This window comes from Sphingomonas lenta, from assembly GCF_002288825.1.
Taxonomy (GTDB): Bacteria; Pseudomonadota; Alphaproteobacteria; order Sphingomonadales; family Sphingomonadaceae; genus Sphingomonas; species Sphingomonas lenta.
The window spans coordinates 275482-290778 of sequence record NZ_NSLI01000004.1 but is presented as its reverse complement, the minus strand read 5'-3'; the positions used below and the strand labels follow the sequence as shown (position 1 = coordinate 290778).

The window sequence follows — 15297 nt, the reverse complement described above, 5'->3', positions numbered from 1 at the left end:
CTTAAACGCGCTTGCCGAACCAGTGCGGCGTGACATCCGCTTCGACGAGCGGGTTGTCGGTGTCGACGTGACCTTCGGGATCGAGGTGGATCAGCACCTCCACCTTGGGGAAGGCGCGCTTGAGGTTGCGCTCGACGCCCTCGACCAGGTCGTGCGCGGCGGCGACCGACAGCCTGGGGTCGACCTCCATGTGGAACTGCGCGAAGTCGTGCGACCCTGAGCGGCGCGTGCGGAAGTCGTGGATGCCGCGCAGGCCCGGCTGGCGCGCGGCGATGTCGAGAAAGGCGGCGCGCTGGTCCTCCGGCCATTCCTTGTCCATCAGCTGGTCGATCGCGGCGGACGATGCCTTGAACGCCTGCCAGGCGAGCCAGAGCGCGATGGCGATGCCGAACACGGGGTCGGCGCCGGTCAGGCCGGCGTACTGCTCCAGCACGAGCGCGGCGATGACGGCGCAGTTGAGGAGCACGTCGGACTGATAGTGGACGTTGTCCGCCAGGATCGCGACCGAGCCCGTGCGGCGCACGATCGCGCGCTGATAGGCGAGCAGGCCGAAGGTGACGCCGATGGCGACCACGGAGACAAGGATGCCCAGACCCGCTTCGGCGTTCTCCCCCGGCTGGCCGAACCGCTCGATCGCGCGCCAGGCGATGCCGGCGGCCGACAGGGTGATGAGCGCGACCTGGAACAAGGCGGCGAGCGCCTCCGCCTTGCCGTGGCCGAAGCGGTGGTCGTGGTCGGCGGGCTCGGCGGCGAGCCGGACGCCGTACAGGGTCACAAGGCTGGCCAGCAGGTCGAGGCCGGTGTCGGCGAGCGAGCCCAGCATCGCGACCGATCCGGTCGTCCAGGCGGCGTAGCCCTTGAGCGCGAGCAGGAACAGCGCCACGCCGACGCTGGCGAGCGCCGCGCGGATCGCGAGGGGGATGATTCTGCGGCGTTCTTCGAGCGTCACGGGTAGAGCAGTCCTTCGGTCCAGCCGCCCCGCCCGTCGGGGAGGAAGACCCGCCGCTCATGTAGTCGAAATTCGCGGTCGCGCCAAAACTCGACGCGCTCCGGCGCGACGCGGTAGCCGCCCCAGTGCGGCGGGCGCGGCACGTCCCGGCCTTCGAAGCGGCGGCGCATCTCTTCGACGCGGTTGAGGAACGTGTCGCGGTGGTCGAGGTCGCGCGACTGCTCGGACGCCCAGGCGCCGAGGCGCGAGTCGCGGCTGCGCGAGGCGAAATAGGCGTCCGACTCCTCGTCGGAGACGCGGCTGACCGCGCCCTCGACGCGGACCTGGCGGCGGAGCGTCTTCCAGTGGAAGAGCAGCGACGCGCGGGGATTGGCCTCCAGCTCGTCGGCCTTGCGGCTCTGGCGATTGGTGTAGATCACGAAGCCGCGCTCGTCATGGCCCTTCAGGAGGACCATGCGGACGGATGGGCGGCCGTCGGGCGTCGCGGTGGCGAGCGCGACGGCCTCGGGATCGTTGGGCTCGCTCTCCGTGGCTTGCGTGAGCCAGGTGTCGAACAGGGCATGGGGGTTCTCGGTCACGCCGGGCGATGTAGCGCGGCGGAGGCGCGGGGGGAACGGTGCGGCGCCCCTTCCCGCCCGTCCGATTGCGGCCGCCGAAAAAGCATGCGACATGCGGGACTTGGGGATTGCGGGGAGCGGGTATGCGTTTCAGCGAGGCGGGCGCGCGTTATCGTAACGCGGCGGTTATCACGGACGGCGTGCAAATAGACGCGACGGGCGTCGAACTCGTCAACACGGAGAGCGGCCGCATCGTCGGCGGCGTCACCTTCGCGGCAGGCGGCTCCACCGTGATCAACGAAGCGGGCGGGATCATCCGCGTCGCCGACGGTGCGGAGGCACATTCCACGGCGGCGGTGACGGGATCGGCCGGCGCGGACACGCTGGTCAATGCCGGGTCGATTATAGGCCGGATCGATTTGGGCGCGGGCGACGACCGGTACGAGAGCCGCGGCGCGGCGTCGGCCGCGGCCGAGGGCGGCGCGGGGCGCGACCGCGCGGCGTTCACCGTCACCGACCAGGGGGTGCGGTACGGCACGGCGTTCACCGGCTTCGAGGAGCTCGCGCTGACCGGCAACGGGCAGTTCGTCGGCTTCTCCGGCTATCAGGCGATCACGCTGGGCGCGCCGCTCGACTACGGCATGGGATTGATCGACTCGCTCAATCCGGCGGTCGACCTCCTGCTCGCGGGCAACCGCTTCCGGTTGCATGCGTCGTCGCTGCGCTCGGTCGCGGGCGGTGACGCGGCGGAAGGCTTGGAGCTGTCGAACGCTTCCGTCGTGTCGGGGGCGGTGTCGCTGGGCGGCGGCGACGACGTCCTGTGGTTGAACCGGTTCGGGACCGCGGCCGCGCCTACGCTCCCCGGCGGCGGAGCGGACGGCGGGACGGGGCGCGACACGCTCAGGATCGACTCGTACAGCGCTGGTGGGGTGGCGTACGATCTGGCCACGGTGGCCGGCTTCGAGACGCTGTCGATCAACGCGGGCTATGTCCAGAAGGCGGCGTTCGACATCGGCAACGCCGACGGCTTCGGTTCGATCGAACTGGGCACGAGCTCCAGCCTCACGCTCCGGTCGAGCGCGTCGCCGGGCGCCAATCTCAGCGGCGGCTCCGGCGGCGCGATCTCGCTCGACGCGGAGAGCGCGATCGGGCGCTACGGCTTCCCGCTCGCGCCCGGCTGGGACCAGCGTGTCGATATCCAGCAGGCCGACGACCGGCAGTCAGTCGTGTTTTCCAACCGAGGCGCGGTCGGCGGCGAGATGCGCTTCTACGTCGGCGACGACCTGTATGACGGGCGTGAGGGGCGCGTGGGCGGCGCCGTGTACGGCAATGCGGGCAACGATACGCTGCTGGGCGGCGCGGGGGCCGAGCGGTTCGAGGGCGGCTTCGGCGCCGACCGGTTGGAGGGCGGCGACGGCGCGGACACGCTGGTCGGCGGCGCGGGCGGCGACCTGCTCGACGGTGGCCGCGGGGTCGACCGGCTGGAGGGCGGCGCGGGCGACGACCGGTTCGTGGTGGACGAGGTCGGCGACGCGATCGTCGAGGCGGTCGGCGAGGGCTTCGACACGCTGACGGTGACGCAGGGCAGCTACCTGCTTAGCGGCGGCGCGTCCGTCGAGCTGCTCTCGGCCGCGGCGGGCACGGCGTCCATCAACATCGGCGGCAACGAGCAGTCGCAGCGCCTGGAGGGCAACGACGGCGCGAACATCCTGAGTTCCGGCGGCGGCGGCGGCGTGGACACCATGGCGGGTGGTCTGGGCGACGACACGTACCGGGTGTTCGCGACCGGCGACGTGATCGAGGACACGGGCGGGTTCGACACCGTGTATGCGTCGGGCACGAGCTACTTCCTGTACTCCACGGCTGCGGTTGAGTACCTGTCCAACTCGGACCAGGCGGGCACCGAGCCCATCTATCTCGTGGGCAACGGCGCGAGCCAGGTCATAGCCGGCAACTACGGCAACAACATCCTGAACGGGCGCGGCGGCGACGGCCAGGCCTTGCCCGACACGCTCATTGGCCTGTTCGGCAACGACACCTATGGCGTGTTCAGCCAGGGTGACGTGGTGAGGGAGCAGGCGGGCCAGGGCGCGGACGTGGTCTACGCCAGCGCGAGCTACCAGCTGCGGCAAGGAACCGAGGTCGAAGCGCTGGCGGCCATCAACGGCTCCGCCGCCGACGCCGCGTCCGCGTACACGCTCCGGGGCAACGAGGTCGGCCAAACGGTGGTGGGCAACGCCGCGGCCAACGTCGTCGACGGCCGCGGCGGCGCCGACACGCTGGTGGGCTTAGGCGGCGCGGACACGTTCGCGTTCACCACCGCGCCGGGCACGAGCAACGTGGACACGATCCAGGACTTCGGCCCCGAGGACCTGATCGGGCTCGCGTCCGACGTGTTCGCGGGCGTGGCGGACGGCGGGGTACAGGCGGGCGAGCTCGCGCTCGGCACGGCCGCACAGGACGGCGACGACCGGCTCGTCTACGACCAGGCCACCGGGCGCTTGTTCTACGACGCGGACGGCTCGGGCGCGGGTGCCGCCGTGCTGTTCGCGCAACTCGCGGCAGGTACGGTGCTCACGGCCGCGAGCTTCACCATCGTCCAACCGGTCGGCGACATTCCGGCGGCCTGAACGGGGGCGATCAGGGCGAGGACAGAAGGGGATGCTTGCGCCGCGGCGAAGCCGCGTCGTCGGTCGACACGGGCCGGACGAGGGCCGGCCGGTCGCCGGCCGGCTTGCCGCGTGTGGCCGTCGCAAGCCGAGCTTGCGACGGGCGCGGCTTCGCTAGTCCTGCTTCGTGGGCGCGTTCACGTTGCCGACGTCCGCGTCGTCGTCCGTGCCGCCCTGCCCCGTGCCGTGATAGGCGACCTTGGTCTGGCCGCCATGGCCCATGAAGCCCTGCGCGCCGGTCGGCTCCTTGCCGGTCTGCGGGTTGGCGTAGCCGCCGCCCGCGCTCTCGCCGCCGCCGTGGCGGTTGGTCTCCGCGTCGCTGACGCCGTCCGACGCGCCCTTGTTGGCGCTCGACGGCATCGCCTGGTTGGGTTGCTTGTCGCTCATGGCTTATCCTTTCGGCATTCGCTAACGCTTAGGGCCGATGGGTGTTCAATCGCGATCGGCGGCACCTACATAGTCGACCAACACACCTATTCGGGGGAACCATGGCCGATCCATATGCGACGCTGGGGGTGGCGCGCGGGGCGAGCGAGGCCGACATCAAGAAGGCCTATCGCAAGCTCGCGAAAGAGCTGCACCCGGACCGCAACAAGAACAATCCCAAGGCGGCCGCGCGCTTTTCGGAGGTGACGGCGGCGTACGACCTCCTGACCGACAAGGACAAGCGCGCGCGCTTCGACCGGGGCGAGATCGACGCGGACGGCAACCCCACCGCGCCCTTCGGCTTCGGCACGGGCGGCGCGGGGCCGCGGGGCGCCGGCGGTGGCGGCTTCCGCTCTCAGGGCTTCGACTTCGGCGGCGCGGGCGGCGACGCCGACATGAGCGACATCTTCGAGGGGCTGTTCGGCGGCCAGCAGCGCGGCGGCTTCACGGGCGGGTTCGGCGGCTTCGGCGGGGGTCGCCGCAGCTCGGCCAAGGGCGCCAACATCGCCTACAAGCTGCAGGTGCCTTTCACCGAGGCGGCCACGCTGGAGCCGCAGCGCGTGACGCTGGCGGACGGCAAGTCGATCGAGCTCAAGCTGCCCGCCGGCGTCGAGACGGGCACGCAGATGCGGCTCGCCGGCCGCGGCGAGGAGGGGCCGGGCGGCCCCGGCGACGCGATCGTCACGATCGAGGTCCAGCCGCACCGCTTCTTCACGCGCGACGGCGACGACGTGCGCCTCGACCTACCGATCACGCTGGCCGAAGCGGTGCTGGGAGACCAGGTGCGCGCGCCCACCGTCGAACGGCCGGTCATCCTGACCATTCCCAAGGGCACGACGTCGGGCAAGGTCCTGCGCCTCAAGGGCAAGGGCTTCCACAAGAAAGGCGGCGGGCGCGGCGACCAGCTGGTGACGTTGCTGGTCGACATCCCGGCGGGCGACGCGGAGCTGGAGGCGTTCGTCGACAAGTGGTCGGGCGCGGCGGGGAGGAACCCGAGGGCGGCGATGGGCGTCTAACGGAGCGGATGAGCGAGCCCACCGGACTCACGCCCGAAGAACGCGCCCAGGCCAAGAAGCACGGGCGCACCCGCCAATTCCTGCAGCGCGAGCTCGGCCGCATGCGCCCCGGCGAGCGGGCGACGGCGGTGGCGAAGCGCGCGGCGCTGGGGGTGTGGAACTTCGGCTTCATCCACGCGGGCAACCTGGCCTATCTCGCGCTCACCGCGCTGTTCCCCTTCTTCATCGTCGCCGCGGCGGTGCTGGCGCTGTTCGGGCAGGACGAGGAGACGCTGCGCACCGTGGAGACGTTCCTGCGCACGCTGCCCCCCGACACGGCCGAGCTGCTCCGGAAGCCGTTGTCCGACGTGATCGCGGCGCGGACGGGGTCGCTGCTCTGGCTAGGCGCGCTGGTGGGGCTGTGGACGGTGGGGAGCTTCGTGGAGACGATCCGCGACATCTTCCGCCAGGCTTACGGCTACGTCTCCACCGCACCCTTCTGGCGGACGCGGCTATCGTCGTCGCTCGTCATCATCGCGTCCGTAGTGCTGGCGCTGTTCTCGTTCCTGCTCCAGGGGTTCCTGACCGCGGCCGAGCAGTTCGTATACCGGCTGTTCCCTTTCGCGGAGGACGTGGCCGGGTGGATCGGGCTGTCGCGCTTCGTGCCCGCTCTCGTGATGTTCGGCGCGCTCTGGGCGCTGTTCCGGTCGGTGACGCCACGCAAATACCGCCGCTGCCCGATCTGGCCGGGCGCGGCGTTCACGGCCGCATGGTGGGTGAGCATGACGGCGGGCCTGCCCTGGGCGCTCGGTCAGCTCGGCGGCTACGACCTGACCTATGGCAGCCTGGCGGGCGTGGTGGTGCTGCTCACCTTCTTCTACCTGATCGGGCTGGGCGTCGTGTTCGGCGCGCATCTGAACGCGGCGCTGGCGGAACCGCCCGAACCCGCGCTAGGGAACGCTGATGCCGAGACGGGGGCCGAAGCCGCCCCCGCGTGAGTATGAAGGGGTTTGGCGTGACGGGACTGATGGCGGGCAAGCGCGGGCTGATCATGGGGCTCGCCAACGACCGGTCGCTGGCATGGGGCATCGCGCAGCAGCTGGCGGGCGCGGGCGCGGAGCTGGCGTTCAGCTACCAGGGCGAGGCGCTGGAGAGACGCGTGCGGCCGCTGGCGGAGAGCCTGGGGTCGAGCCGGCTGATCGACTGCGACGTGAGCGACATGGCGGCGCTGGACGCGGCGTTCGCGGCTCTGGCCAAGGAATGGCCGACGCTCGACTTCGTGGTCCACGCGATCGGTTTCTCCGACAAGAACGAGCTCCGGGGCAAGTTCGTCGATACCAGCCTCGACAACTTCCTCATGACCATGAACATCTCGGCCTACAGCTTCGTCGCGGTCGCCAAGCGCGCGCGGGCGATGATGCCGGAGGGAGGCTCGCTCCTCACGCTGACCTACTACGGCGCGGAGAAGGTGGTGCCGCACTACAACGTCATGGGCGTCGCCAAGGCGGCGCTGGAGACGAGCGTCAAGTACCTCGCGATGGACCTGGGGCCGGAGAAGATCCGCGTGAACGCGATCTCGGCCGGGCCGATCAAGACGCTGGCGGCGAGCGGGATCGGCGACTTCCGCTACATCCTGAAGTGGAACGAGCTGAACTCCCCGCTCCGCCGCAACGTCACGATCGAGGATGTGGGCGGCGCGGGGCTGTACCTGCTATCCGACCTGGCGAGCGGGGTGACGGGGGAGGTGCACCACGTCGATGCGGGCTACAACGTCATCGGCATGAAGGCGGAGGACGCGCCGGACATCGCGTTAGCTTAGAGACGCTGGCCTGATGGCGCTGACGCTCGACCACGTCCAGATCGCGATGCCGCCCGGGCGTGAGGACGAGGTGCGGGCGTTCTTCGGCGTGCTGCTCGGGCTCGTGGAGATCGACAAGCCCGAAGCGCTCGCCGGACGCGGCGGGTGCTGGTTCGCGGCGGGCGAGCGGCAGCTGCACCTAGGCGTCGAAGCCGACTTCCGGCCGGCGAGGAAGGCGCATGTAGCCCTGGCGACGGACGAGCTGGACGCCTTGCGCGCGCGGCTGGTCGCGGCGGGACGGCCGATCGGCGAGGACATGCCGATCGGGGGGCGGCGACGTTTCTTCACTGAGGACCCGTTCGGCAACCGGCTGGAGCTGATCGAACGGGAGGCGGGCGCGTGAGCAAGAGCGCGCTCGACAAGTTGGGTTGGAAACCGGGCATTGCCGCGCACGTGGTCGCGCGGCCGGAGGAGCTGGACGCGGTGCCAGACGAGCGGGCGGAGATGCCGGAGCTGGTGCTGGCGTTCGTGCGGTCGGTCGCCGACGTCGCGCCGCGGCTCGGAGAGGCGCTGCCGCTGTACCGGCGGGGTGGGCGATTGTGGTTCGCTTATCCGAAGAAGACGGGGGCGATCCGGACTGACATCAACCGCGACCAGGGCTGGGAGCCGCTGCGCGAAGCCGAGCTGGTCGCGGTGACGCAGGTGGCGATCGACGACACCTGGTCGGCGCTGCGGTTCCGGTACAGGGACGAAGTGGCGAAGCTGACGCGCAAGGGCGAGCAGGCGTGAGCTGGAACGGCTTCGGGCGCGTTTTTCGGTTCACGACCTGGGGCGAGAGCCACGGGCCGGCGATCGGGGCGGTGGTGGACGGGTGTCCGCCGGGAATCGCGCTGAGCGAGGCGGACATCCAGCCCTGGCTCGACCGGCGGCGGCCGGGGCAGTCGCGCTTCACGACGCAGCGGCGCGAGCCGGACGAGGTGCGCATCCTGTCGGGCGTGTTCGAGGGGCGGACGACGGGGACGCCGATCAGCCTCATGATCGAGAATGTCGACCAGCGGTCGAAGGACTATTCGGAGGTCGCGAACGCGTACCGACCGGGGCACGCGGACTATGCCTATGACGCGAAGTACGGCTTCCGCGACCATCGCGGCGGCGGGCGGTCGTCGGCGCGGGAGACGGCGTCGCGGGTCGCGGCGGGGGCGGTCGCACGGCTGGTGATCCCGCAGGTGCGCGTGCGGGCTTGGGTCGAAGCGATCGGGGGTGACGCGATCGACTTCCAGCAGTTCGACGATGCGGAGATCGACCGCAATCCGTTCTTCTGCCCCGACGCGGAGGCCGCGCGGCGCTGGGAGGGGCTAGTGGATGACGCGCGCAAGCGGGGCTCGTCACTGGGCGCGGTGGTGGCGTGCGAAGCAACGGGCGTGCCCGCCGGCTGGGGCGCGCCGCTCTACGCCAAGCTGGACAGTGAGCTGGCGGCGGCGTGCATGGGGGTGAACGCGGTCAAGGGTGTGGAGATCGGCGACGGCTTCGCGGCGGCGGCTTCGAGCGGAGAGGCGAACGCGGACCCGATGCGGAGCGGGCCGGACGGGCCGGTGTTCCTCGCCAACCATGCGGGCGGGATCGCGGGCGGCATCTCGACTGGGCAGCCGATCCGGTTGCGCGTCGCGTTCAAGCCGACGAGCTCCATCCTGACGCCCGTCGAGACGGTGACGCGCGGCGGCGCGGACGCGGAGATCGCGACCAAAGGACGGCACGACCCGTGCGTCGGCATTCGCGGCGTGCCCGTGATCGAGGCGATGGTGACGCTGGTGCTCGCCGACCAGGCGCTGCTGCACCGGGCGCAATGTGGCTAACCTAATATAACGAGGCGGAAAAAGGGCGGAACAGGTTAGCAGCCCTGTATGTTGCGTTAACTCCCCCACTCCTCGGGAGTAACTGGAATGCGCATCACCATCCCCCTCGCCTCCGCCTTGCTGTTGTCAGCGGCCGCGGTCGCGCAGACCGGCACGACGGGCGGCGCCACCGGGTCGACCGGCGGCACGACCGGCACCTCGACCGGCACGGGCAGCACGCTGAGCAGCACTCCCGGCCAGACCGCCACCCAGCCGACGCGCGGCACCACGACGCGTAGCCGTGGGCGGACGCGCGGGCGTACCACCACCGGCACCACGACGGGCACGGGCGCGACCGGCACGACGACGCCCACGGCGGACACGGCCACGAGCACCGGGACCTCGACCGGCGATACGTACGGCACGGGCCGGCCGACCACGACGAGCGGCGATACGACCACCGGCACGACGCTGGGCACGGGCACGCCGGGCTCGACCACGGGAACCACGGGCACCGGTACGACGGGCACTACCACGACCTCCCCCGGCACGACCAACACGCCGGGCACCGCGTCGAGCACGGGCACGACGTCGAGCGCGCCGTCGGGCAGCCCGACCGCGACGGGGACGATCCCGCCGCAATAAGCGGACGTTCTCAGTCCGCGAAGGGGTCGCGCACCAGGATGGTGTCCTGGCGCTCGGGGCTGGTCGAGACGAGCGCCACGGGGCAGCGGATCAGCTCCTCGACGCGGCGGATGTACTTGATCGCCTGGGCGGGGAGCTCGGCCCAGCTGCGCGCGCCGGCGGTGGACTGTTGCCAGCCCTCCATCGACTCGTAGATGGGCTCGACCGCGGCCTGGTCGGCGGCGTGGGAGGGGTAGTAGTCGAGCGTCTCGCCCCGGAGGCGGTAGCCGCTGCAGATGCGGACCTCGTCGAAGCCGTCGAGCACGTCGAGCTTGGTGAGCGCGATGCCGGTGATGCCGGACACGGCGGCCGACTGGCGCACGAGCACCGCGTCGAACCAGCCGCAGCGGCGCTTCCTGCCCGTCACCGTGCCGAACTCGCGGCCGCGGGTTCCTAGGCGTTCGCCGATCTCGTCGTCCAGCTCGGTCGGGAAAGGGCCGGAGCCGACGCGCGTCGTATAGGCCTTGGCGATGCCGAGCACGAAGCCCACCGCGGCGGGGCCTAGGCCCGAGCCGCCCGCGGCGGTGCCGGCGATCGTGTTCGACGAGGTGACGAACGGGTAGGTGCCGTGGTCGATGTCGAGGAGCACGCCCTGCGCGCCCTCGAACAGGATGCGGCGCCCGCGCGCGCGCGCCTCGTTCAAGTCGCGCCAGACGGGCTTGGCGAAGGGGAGGACGAACGCGGCGATCTCCGCCAGCTCGCGCTTGAGCGCCTCGCGGTCGATCGGGGGCTCGCCGAAGCCGGCGCGGAGCGCGTCGTGGTGGGCGGTGAGGCGGTCGAGCTGGGGCTCGAGCTGATCGAGGTGCGCGAGGTCGCAGACGCGGATGGCGCGGCGGCCGACCTTGTCCTCATAGGCCGGGCCGATGCCGCGGCGGGTGGTGCCGATCTTGCCCGCGCCGCTCGCGTCTTCGCGCAGGCCGTCGAGGTCGCGGTGGAAGGGCAGGATAAGGGCGCAGGTGTCGGCGATGCGCAAGGTTTCGGGGGTGACGGTGATCCCCTGCCCGCTCAGCCGCTCGACCTCGCTCTTCAGCGCCCAGGGGTCGAGGACGACGCCGTTGCCGATGACGGACGGCGTGCCGCGGACGATGCCCGAGGGGAGCAGCGAGAGCTTGTAGGTCTCGCCGCCGACGACGAGCGTGTGGCCGGCGTTGTGCCCGCCCTGGAAGCGCACGACCATGTCGGCGCGCGAGGCCAACCAGTCGACGATCTTGCCCTTGCCCTCGTCGCCCCATTGCGCGCCGATCACCGCTACGTTGGCCAATTCTGAGTTCCTTCCGGGGCGGGCGTTAGGGCGAAGGCACGCGGAAGTACACTAAAGTACACGCCTAGAACGGGTGGGAGCGACAGTCCTGCGGCGTTGACGCACGGCAGGCGGTCGGACGCGGGCCGGCTCGTGCGGAACGGCGGATTCCTGGGCTTTTCGAGGTAAGTTTGACGACTTTTACACGGGATCGGGTATCTTGCGGACTTCGCCGAGGGAAGCGAGAGGTCGGAGCGCGCTAAGTTGTTGGTTTCGTAGTAAATGTGAGTTTGACGCGAGTGGACGCGTACTATCGTCATGCCGGACTTGATCCGGCATCCCGCTTCTTTTCGGCGGCAAGAAGCGGGACCCCGGCTCAAGGCGGGGGTGACGGGAGGAGAAGAGGCACGTCGAGCGGTCACGAACCAACTTGGACCATAAACGCGCGCTGTAGGACAGCGGTTTTCGGCACGTCCGCTTTCGACCCATTGCGGACACTCGGGGCTGCTGCGATGAATGCCTATGCTAAGTTCCGAAGCATTGTTGCTGATAGGCTTCATAACTGGCGGTGCGCTCGGCCTTATGCTCAGTTCCAAGCGCTTCGGATGCTGGAGTTTAACCCTGATCCCTCTCGGCACCTTCGCCTACGTCAGTTGGTGGCAAGGCCAGCATCCCGAACTGCTTCGTTCGACAAGCGGGCTGGAATACCTGTTCGTTCAGTTCCCGCCCTTGATCGGAGCCTTAGCAGGATACGGCTTGGTAGCAGCTACGAGAGAATGGCGGTCCTAGCCAGGCCCAGTCTCGTCGCCACCTCTAATGTTCGTTCTCCACCCATTGCGGACGCTCAACTTACCGCCTCAACGCTTCCTTCCCGCCACACATGCGTGCACAGCTGCGCCTCCGGCGTATCGCCCGGCTCAAGCGCGGCGACGGTGACCCAGCCTTCTCGGCGGAGGCGTGCGCCGTCCTCGGCGGGCGTGCTGAGGGGGAGGAACAGGCGGCGGCGGTCGAGCGCGGTGGCCTGGCCAAGCTGATCGGCGTAGAGGGTGAAGCCGGTGGCGGGTTCCTCCGCGCCGTCCTCGCGCAGGACCGTGTAGGTGCCGCCGCGGCCGACTTCGCGCGGCCCGCCGGCGACGAAGAGCGAGAAGCCGAGCCAGGATTGGTATTCGAAGCCGTGGCGCTCGGTGGGGTCGAGGGTGAGGGTGGCGAGGCCGCTCACCGCTTCGGCGATGGCCTGGAGACCGTCGAGGCGCGACGTCAGGACACCCGTCGCGTCGAACACTCGGAGCTTGGCGAGCGCGGGGTCGAAGGGGCCGGCGGCTTCGATTAGCGGCAGATAGGCGGGGGCGATCGCGGCGACGCCGCCGGCGTCCTTGGCGTCGAGGCGGGCGCGGAGCTCGTCGACTTGCGCGCACGGGAGCGGGCCGGCGGCGAGCGTGTCGACCAGGTCGGGGAGCGTGAAGTCGATGCTGAGGCCCCCCGCCCCGGCGGCCGCTAACGCTTCGGCGGCCACGCCGACGACCTCGCGCGCGGCGGCGACCGAGTCGAGGCCGATGAGCTCGCAGCCGAGCTGGCGGCGCTCGCGTTTGGGCGACAGCTCGGGCGCGCGGAGGCGTAGGGTCGAGCCGGCGTAGCTCAGGCGCACGGGGCGCGGGTGGTGGCCCATGCGGGTGGCGGCGACGCGCGCGACCTGGGCGGTGAGGTCGGGGCGGATGGCGAGCGTCCGTTGCGAGACGGGGTCGACGAAGCGGACGGCGTCGCGGAGCGCGCCGGCCTTGAGGCGGGTGGCTAGGCCGTCGGCGAACTCGGCGAGCGGGGGGTCGACGCGTTCGTAGCCGTAGGAGCGCGCGACGCTGAGCACGCGAGTTTCGATTTCGGCGGCCGAGTCCGCGTGGGGTGGAAGGCGGTCACGGAAGCCCTCGGGTAATAGCGCGCTCACTCCGGCACTGCCCCTCTCCCCGGCCCTCTCCCCAGAGGGGAGAGGGAGTTTGATTTGTCGTCCCTCTCCCCTCTGAGGAGAGGGAGGGAGCCGCGCGTCAGCGCGGCGGAAGGGAGAGGGGCAGTTCCGAGCGCTTGGAGCAAGGTCGAGATCACGCCTTCCTCGTTGCTCATGACGTCCGAGTTGGTGAAGCGGACGACGCGGTAGCCGTCCCGCTCCAGCTGCGCCGTCCGGTGTGCGTCGTAGCCCTCGCTGTGGGCGTGGGTGTCACCGTCGATCTCGATGATCAGCTTGTGCGAGCGTGCGACGAAGTCGGCGATGTAGGGGCGGCGGACCGATTGGCGCACGAACTTGACGCCGTTCAGGCGCTTGGCGCGGAGGTGGTACCAGAGGCGTGCCTCGGCGGGAGTCATTTCCCGGCGTACTTCTTTCGCGAAGGTCAGCAGGTGTTCGTCGATTTTCGGCACTGCCCCTCTCCCGACCTCGCCTTCGGCTCGGCCACCCTCTCCCCGGAGGGGAGAGGGAGATCAAGTTAGAAGTTCAGGCCCATCGCCGTCCGCACGTCGGGGAGCGCCTTGACCCGCGCCAGGAGGTCGGGGGTGACGGGCTCGTCGACAGAGAGCAGCACGATCGCTTCGCCGCCCGCCTGGCGGCGGCCTAGGTGGAAGGTGCCGATGTTGACGTTGGCCTCGCCGAGCAGCGTGCCGAGGCGGCCGATGAAGCCGGGGCGGTCTTCGTTGACGACGTAGAGCATGGGGCCGGCGAGGTCGGCCTCGACCTTGATGCCGAACAGCTCGACGAGGCGGGGGGCTTCGTTGCCGACGAGGGTGCCGGCGACCGAGCGTTCGCCGTCGCGGGTGCCGACCGTCACGCGGACGAGCGTGTGGTAGTCGCCTTCGCGCTCGTGGCGGATCTCGCGGACGTCGAGGCCGCGCTCGCGGGCGAGGAAGGGGGCGTTGACCATGTTGACCGTGTCGGAATGGACGCGGAGAAAGCCGGCCAGCACGGCCGAGGTGATGGGCTTGAGATTGAGCTCGGCGGCGGCGCCCTCCGCCTCGACCGCCACGCTCGTGATCGCGCCGTGGGCGAGCTGGCCGACGAGGGAGCCGAGTTTTTCGGCCAAAGCCATGTAGGGCTTGAGCTTGGGGGCTTCCTCGGCGGAGAGGCTCGGCATGTTGAGCGCGTTCGTCACGCCGCCGGTGGTCAGATAGTCGGCCATCTGCTCGGCGACCTGGATGGCGACGTTGACCTGCGCCTCGGTGGTGCTGGCGCCCAGGTGCGGGGTGGAGATGAAGCCGGGGGTGCCGAAGAGCGGGCTGTCGGTCGCGGGCTCGGTCTGGAACACGTCGAGCGCGGCGCCCGCGACGTGGCCGCTGTCGAGCAGCTCCTTCAGCGCCGCCTCGTCGATCAGGCCGCCGCGGGCGCAGTTGATGATGCGGACGCCCTTCTTGGTCTTGGCGAGGTTCTCGCGGCTGAGGATGTTGCGCGTCTGGTCGGTCAGCGGCGTGTGGAGCGTGATGAAGTCGGCCCTGCTAAGCAGGTCGTCGAGCGAGACCTTCTCCACGCCGATCTCGACGGCGCGCTCGGGGGTGAGAAAGGGGTCGAAGGCGATCACGCGCATCTTGAGGCCGCGGGCGCGGTCGGCGACGATGGAGCCGATATTGCCGGCTCCGATCAGGCCGAGCACCTTGGACGTGAGCTCGACGCCCATGAAGCGGTTCTTCTCCCACTTGCCGGCCTGGGTGGACGCGTCGGCTTCGGGGAGCTGGCGGGCGAGCGCGAACATGAGCGCGATGGCGTGCTCGGCGGTGGTGATGGAGTTGCCGAAGGGCGTGTTCATCACGACCACGCCTTTCGCGGACGCGGCGGGGATGTCGACATTGTCGACGCCGATGCCGGCGCGGCCGACCACTTTCAGGTTCGTCGCGGCTTCGAGGAGGTCGGGGGTGACCTTGGTGGAGGAGCGGATGGCTAGGCCGTCGTAGGTGCCGATGATGGCACGGAGCTCTTGCGGAGTCTTGCCGGTGATCTCGTCGACCTCCAGCCCGCGTTCGCGAAAGATCTGGGCGGCGCGAGGGTCCATTTTGTCGCTGATGAGGACTTTGGGCATCGAGGGTTCCTTCTTCTCCCTCTCCCCTGCGGGGAGAGGGTGGCCGACCCCGGCGAAAGCCGGGGGAGGTCGGGAGAGGGGCGGTTCAGGGTGAAGCG

General features: G+C 70.3%; 15 protein-coding genes. 7 read left to right on the top strand and 8 right to left on the bottom strand.

The features are described from left to right. Position 1: 1 nt before the first annotated feature. Complete coding sequence (locus CKY28_RS13640) at positions 2–949, bottom strand: cation diffusion facilitator family transporter (RefSeq protein ID WP_095998912.1); 948 nt, start codon at positions 947–949, stop codon at positions 2–4. Continuing rightward, positions 946–1527, bottom strand: a complete 582-nt coding sequence (pdxH, locus tag CKY28_RS13635; protein WP_095998911.1) for a pyridoxamine 5'-phosphate oxidase — start codon at positions 1525–1527, stop codon at positions 946–948. Before pdxH ends, CKY28_RS13640 begins: the two co-directional genes overlap by 4 nt. Before the next feature lie 122 nt (positions 1528–1649). Here pdxH and CKY28_RS18775 point away from each other — a divergent pair, with 122 nt between their 5' ends. Further along, on the top strand, positions 1650–4136 hold the full coding sequence (locus CKY28_RS18775; RefSeq protein WP_095998910.1) for a calcium-binding protein: 2487 nt from the start codon (positions 1650–1652) through the stop codon (positions 4134–4136). A 153-nt stretch (positions 4137–4289) separates the two neighbouring features. Here CKY28_RS18775 and CKY28_RS13625 read toward each other — a convergent pair whose 3' ends face one another. Then, positions 4290–4562, bottom strand: a complete 273-nt coding sequence (locus CKY28_RS13625) for a hypothetical protein (protein ID WP_095998909.1) — start codon at positions 4560–4562, stop codon at positions 4290–4292. Positions 4563–4663: 101 nt separating this feature from the next. On the opposite strand from CKY28_RS13625, the gene CKY28_RS13620 reads away from it, so the two are divergent. From CKY28_RS13620 to aroC, 6 genes are read left to right on the top strand one after another with little or no spacing between them, the layout of a single operon-like run. Further along, the gene (locus tag CKY28_RS13620; protein ID WP_095998908.1) at positions 4664–5617 is read left to right on the top strand and encodes a DnaJ C-terminal domain-containing protein; all 954 of its coding nucleotides are present in this window, start codon (positions 4664–4666) and stop codon (positions 5615–5617) included. A gap of 8 nt (positions 5618–5625) precedes the next feature. Continuing rightward, positions 5626–6594, top strand: coding sequence for a YihY/virulence factor BrkB family protein (locus tag CKY28_RS13615; protein WP_095999234.1), 969 nt, complete (start codon positions 5626–5628; stop codon positions 6592–6594). A 17-nt stretch (positions 6595–6611) separates the two neighbouring features. Then, positions 6612–7415 carry an enoyl-ACP reductase FabI gene (gene fabI, locus CKY28_RS13610; protein WP_095999233.1) on the top strand — a complete coding sequence of 268 codons (804 nt, stop codon included), beginning with the start codon at positions 6612–6614 and terminating at the stop codon, positions 7413–7415. Between the two features lie 13 nt (positions 7416–7428). After that, positions 7429–7797 (top strand): VOC family protein, encoded by a 369-nt coding sequence (locus CKY28_RS13605; protein ID WP_245841845.1) that lies wholly within the window; start codon positions 7429–7431, stop codon positions 7795–7797. After that, a complete protein-coding gene (locus tag CKY28_RS13600) occupies positions 7794–8183 on the top strand; it encodes a hypothetical protein (protein ID WP_095998906.1) in 390 nt (129 codons plus the stop codon). The genes CKY28_RS13605 and CKY28_RS13600 overlap by 4 nt, the downstream gene beginning before the upstream one ends. Beyond that, the gene (gene aroC / locus CKY28_RS13595) at positions 8180–9247 is read left to right on the top strand and encodes a chorismate synthase (protein WP_095998905.1); all 1068 of its coding nucleotides are present in this window, start codon (positions 8180–8182) and stop codon (positions 9245–9247) included. Before CKY28_RS13600 ends, aroC begins: the two co-directional genes overlap by 4 nt. 56 nt (positions 9248–9303) lie before the next feature. On the opposite strand, the gene CKY28_RS13590 is transcribed toward aroC, so the two are convergent. From CKY28_RS13590 to serA, 5 genes are all read right to left on the bottom strand, one after another. Next, on the bottom strand, positions 9304–9813 hold the full coding sequence (locus CKY28_RS13590; protein ID WP_095998904.1) for a hypothetical protein: 510 nt from the start codon (positions 9811–9813) through the stop codon (positions 9304–9306). Positions 9814–9881: 68 nt separating this feature from the next. Next, complete coding sequence (locus CKY28_RS13585) at positions 9882–11171, bottom strand: adenylosuccinate synthase (protein ID WP_095998903.1); 1290 nt, start codon at positions 11169–11171, stop codon at positions 9882–9884. 823 nt (positions 11172–11994) lie between these two features. Next, positions 11995–13089 carry an ATP phosphoribosyltransferase regulatory subunit gene (locus tag CKY28_RS13580; protein ID WP_095998902.1) on the bottom strand — a complete coding sequence of 365 codons (1095 nt, stop codon included), beginning with the start codon at positions 13087–13089 and terminating at the stop codon, positions 11995–11997. Continuing rightward, complete coding sequence (locus tag CKY28_RS19315; protein ID WP_095998901.1) at positions 13086–13556, bottom strand: endonuclease domain-containing protein; 471 nt, start codon at positions 13554–13556, stop codon at positions 13086–13088. Before CKY28_RS19315 ends, CKY28_RS13580 begins: the two co-directional genes overlap by 4 nt. A gap of 65 nt (positions 13557–13621) precedes the next feature. Further along, positions 13622–15199, bottom strand: a complete 1578-nt coding sequence (gene serA, locus CKY28_RS13570) for a phosphoglycerate dehydrogenase (protein ID WP_095998900.1) — start codon at positions 15197–15199, stop codon at positions 13622–13624. Between the last annotated feature and the right edge of the window lie 98 nt (positions 15200–15297).

Excerpts from the sequence above, each read along its gene's own strand:
- CKY28_RS18775 (WP_095998910.1), top strand. The coding sequence starts at position 1,650 with ATGCGTTTCAGCGAGGCGGGCGCGCGTTATCGTAACGCGGCGGTTATC.
- CKY28_RS13625 (WP_095998909.1), bottom strand. The coding sequence starts at position 4,562 with ATGAGCGACAAGCAACCCAACCAGGCGATGCCGTCGAGCGCCAACAAG.
- CKY28_RS13620 (WP_095998908.1), top strand. The coding sequence starts at position 4,664 with ATGGCCGATCCATATGCGACGCTGGGGGTGGCGCGCGGGGCGAGCGAG.
- CKY28_RS13615 (WP_095999234.1), top strand. The coding sequence starts at position 5,626 with ATGAGCGAGCCCACCGGACTCACGCCCGAAGAACGCGCCCAGGCCAAG.
- CKY28_RS13605 (WP_245841845.1), top strand. The coding sequence starts at position 7,429 with ATGGCGCTGACGCTCGACCACGTCCAGATCGCGATGCCGCCCGGGCGT.
- serA (WP_095998900.1), bottom strand. The coding sequence starts at position 15,199 with ATGCCCAAAGTCCTCATCAGCGACAAAATGGACCCTCGCGCCGCCCAG.